Source organism: Peribacillus sp. P4_D6 (assembly GCF_056401795.1).
On the sequence record NZ_JBFUIQ010000214.1, the window covers coordinates 1 to 4,254 of the forward strand.

The following is a 4,254-nucleotide window of genomic DNA, read 5'->3' on the forward strand; positions in this document are numbered from 1 at the left end:
AATAAAGTGCCATGAACTCATAAAAATCATTTTTAGTAAAGGAGTAACAATCACTTGGATCCTGATTATCTTCTTCATACTGTAAAACTAGATGGGATAAATCACCCTCATCATCTTCAGCATCAAAAAATACGAAATAACCGATATTTGTATCCAGTTCAAATAATCTGCGAAATCCGCGTGATGTTGCTTTTTCAAACTCAGCCGACGTCAATTTTTGCACTTGCATGCTGTCTACATTATCTTCTTGATGAAAGCCCACGATAAATGTGTTCATAATCAAACCTCCTGTTGAATATGGATAACCATTAGTATCCCCATTTAACCGAATTTATTCCATTTAGAGGTTTGTTTCCAAAACGACCGGGCAATGATCGCTGCCCATGACATCGCAGTGAATGTTTGCCTCTATTAAAGAATCCGCCAGACGTTTTGAAACAATGAAATAATCGATTCTCCACCCAATATTCCGCTCCCTGACTTTTGCCATATATGACCACCAAGTATAAGAGCCTTCCTGGTCTGGATAAAAATGGCGAAATGTATCGATAAACCCTGAATCAAGTAATTCAGTCATCTTTCCACGTTCTTCATTTGTAAAACCGGAATTCCCTATATTGGGTTTTGGGTTTTTCAAGTCGATTTCCTGGTGTGCGACATTGAGGTCACCACAAAAGATAACCGGCTTCACCAGGTCCAGTTCCTTAAGATATTTTATCATCTCATCTTCCCATTCGAGACGGTAATTCAATCTTGATAAATCCCTTTTTGCATTGGGGGTATAAACATTCACCATATAAAAACTCTCGAATTCCAGTGTTATGATCCTGCCTTCCGGCTCCTCATCCAGCTCTCCTACACCATATTTCACTGAAAGCGGTTTTTCCTTCGTGAAAATGGCTGTACCTGAATATCCTTTTTTCAGTGCATAATTCCAATATTGATGGTACCCTTCCAACTCAAGTGAAATCTGCCCTTCTTGAAGCTTAGTTTCTTGAAGGCAGAAAATATCTGCATCCACGTCTTTAAAGTAATCTAAAAATCCTTTTTTAACACAAGCCCGAATTCCATTTACATTCCAGGAAACCAATTTCATATTATCTTAAATTCTCCTTATGGCCAATTAATTTCTTTACATTTCAACTATACTATTAATCTGATTTTTTTCCCATTAGAGTACATTCGAAAACAATCTGGCAAATGATTCTTTTGAACGTTCCAGTAAACCACGATTGTTATACCCGATAGGATCTAGTTTGTCACTATCCATCATATCCTCTTTGTAATGAGTGATGAGATCTTCAATGGTACGGCTGCCCATAAGAAAGACATTCACTTCAAAATTCAGGTGGAAACTCCTCATATCCATATTTGCCGTTCCTATGGAAGCCATATCACCATCTACGATAATAAGTTTCTGATGTAGAAAACCTTTTTTGTACGAGTATACCTCTACGCCGAATTGAAGCAGCTCACCGAAATAGGAGCGACTGCCGTATTGGGTTAAAAACCCATCATTTACTGCCGGAACCATGACCCTAACTTGTATCCCCTTAATTGCGGCATGTTTAATTGCTGCTTTAATCGCTTGATTTGGTACGAAGTATGGACTTGCAATCCAGACTGATTTTGTGGCGTTCGTGATAAGTGAATAGTAAAAATCACTCATGATCCCCTGTTGTGTATCAGGTCCACTCGCTACCACCTGGACAGCTCCATCCCCTTGTACCACTTTATTCTTGAATTCTGGACGTCCTTGCAATACATCTTCGCCGCTGACATATTCCCAATCCAAAAGGAAAACGGTATGAAGCATATATACCGCTTCACCTTTAAGGATCATATGTGTATCTCTCCAAAAACCAATGCTTTTATTTCGGCCTAAATATTCCTCTCCTACGTTTAAACCTCCTACAAAGCCAACTTCCCCATCTATGATGATGATTTTGCGGTGATTCCTAAAATTAAATTTTTGATTGAAAAAACCGTGTTTCAATGGCGAAAAGGGATAGGCTTTAACCCCTGCATTTTTCATCCGTTTAACCTCTTTATTTGAGAGGCTTAAACTTCCTGCCGCATCAAAAATGAATAAAACCTCCACACCATTTTTTGCTTTTTCAATAAGGATATCTATAATTTCAGTACCAAGCCTGTCGGAACGAAAAATATAGTATTCAATATGGATGAATTTCTCAGCTTTTCTTAATTGTTTTATGATTTCTGTAAACGTTTCGTTGCCATTTTTCAATACTTCCGTTTTCGATGATGTACTAATGGTGGTCTCAGATGCATTTTTGGCAAAAGCTGCGAATGATTTCTGATGATCATTCAAGAACGATAAATCTGGAGAGGATACCCGTGTAACAAGACTCTTCCATTCTTCTCGATCTTTTTTCCTTTTACTTCGGAATAAATACCCCTTTAAATAGAGCTGACCTGAGAATAGATAAAATACATATCCAAATACCGGGAAAAACAAAAGCACATACATCCATAAAAGTGTCTCGTGGGCAAATCTATTTTCGAGCATTAGTGAAAATAGGGTGATAAACATGACCAAAATATATAATCCAATAAAAAATAGCTTCACGTCGAAGCTAACTGAAGTGAACAGGATCATATAAACTGAAGCAATTAATATAAATAAAAATACAATTTCCATCCTTCTTCTTTTCATCTTTTCATTCTCCTACACAGCAATATTTTATATATAAATATCATATACCCATATTTGATGGTAAAAGAAACAAAACACTTACGAAAACCATGTTCGCAAGTGCTTTGTGTATTACCTATCCAGTTATCACTTCATGACAGGAATCAAACTTTCATACAGCTCCATATACTTTAATGACGATGATGTCCAACTGAAGTCTAACTTCATTGCATTTTCGGCCATTTTCCTCCATCTTTTCGGCTGGAATTTGTACAGGCCAACAGATTGCTCAATTGTATGGAGCATATCGTGTGCATTATAATTCGTAAAACTGAAGCCATTGCCTTCACCAGTAAATTGGTTATACGGTATGACCGTATCACGAAGTCCGCCAGTTTCCCTCACTAAAGGCAGTGTACCATAACGCAGTGCCAAGAGTTGGCCGATACCACATGGTTCGAATTGTGATGGCATCAGGAATAAATCAGAACCTGCATATATCCTTCTTGCTAACCCCTCATCAAAATATGTATGGACTGAAACCTGATTTGGATATTGGTCAGCTAAATGACGGAATGCCGATTCATATTGCTCTTCACCCGTACCTAAAAGAATGAATTGAACTCCTTGGTTCATCATTTCATGAAAAACATGGAGAACAAGATCTATTCCTTTTTGATCAACAAGCCTCGTTACCATTGATAAAACCGGGACGTCATCATTGACAGGAAGACCCAGCGATTCCTGTAGCTGACGTTTATTCTCCATCTTACCCTCATAAGAATCGAATGGAACAGCAAGATGTTCATCTGCTGCAGGATTATATTCCTCATAATCGATTCMGTTGATAATACCTTTAAGTTCACCTTTTCTCTTACGTAAAAACCCATCCAGATTTTCCCCGAAATAAGGTATCTGAATTTCTTCCGCATAACTTGGGCTTACCGTTGTGACAATGTTAGAAAAAGCCAGGCCGGCTTTCAAATAACTTACATTCCCATGAAATTCAAGACCATCGATATTAAAATATAACTCACTCAAATCGAGTAATTCAGCTAATACAACCTTAGGATAAACTCCTTGATAGCGTAAATTATGTATCGTAAATATCGTTTTAATATCCTGATAGAATGGATGGTTATGATAATGGGCTTTCATCAAAACGCTGACAAGGCCCGTTTGCCAATCATGGCAGTGTATAACATCCGGTTTTTCTTCCAAATAGGGTAATGCCTCTAAAATTGCACGGGAAAAGAAGGCGAACCTTTCGCCATCATCGAAGAAACCATAACTACCATGCCTTTTGAAATAATATTCATTATCCAGAAAATAATATGTAATTCCGTTAGCAACAAGTTTTTCGATGCCACAAAATTGCTGGCGCCAGCCAACAGGAACTTCTATACTCGTCATATGTTCCAATTCCTGTTTGAATTGGTTAGGAAGATCCCCGTATTTAGGTAGGATGACACTTACATGGACTCCCTGTTTTTTCAGCGCTTTCGGGAGCGCGCCTATAACGTCTCCGAGCCCTCCCGTTTTTATAAAAGGGGCGCATTCTGAAGCAGCAAATACAACATTCATTGCCGCACCTCCTC

General features: G+C 38.2%; 4 protein-coding genes. All 4 read right to left on the reverse strand.

Features of this window, described 5'->3' with window-relative positions:
- Positions 1-277 (reverse strand): cytosolic protein (locus AC1DVB_RS25575; protein ID WP_477591568.1); only part of this gene is annotated, 277 nt, incomplete at its 3' end.
- 63 nt (positions 278-340) lie between these two features.
- Complete coding sequence (locus AC1DVB_RS25580) at positions 341-1,096, reverse strand: exodeoxyribonuclease III (RefSeq protein ID WP_053535122.1); 756 nt, start codon at positions 1,094-1,096, stop codon at positions 341-343.
- Positions 1,097-1,171: 75 nt separating this feature from the next.
- Positions 1,172-2,677 carry a cardiolipin synthase gene (gene cls / locus AC1DVB_RS25585; protein ID WP_477591570.1) on the reverse strand — a complete coding sequence of 502 codons (1,506 nt, stop codon included), beginning with the start codon at positions 2,675-2,677 and terminating at the stop codon, positions 1,172-1,174.
- Positions 2,678-2,803: 126 nt separating this feature from the next.
- Positions 2,804-4,240, reverse strand: a complete 1,437-nt coding sequence (gene glgA, locus AC1DVB_RS25590) for a glycogen synthase GlgA (protein ID WP_477591572.1) — start codon at positions 4,238-4,240, stop codon at positions 2,804-2,806.
- Positions 4,241-4,254: the final 14 nt, after the last annotated feature.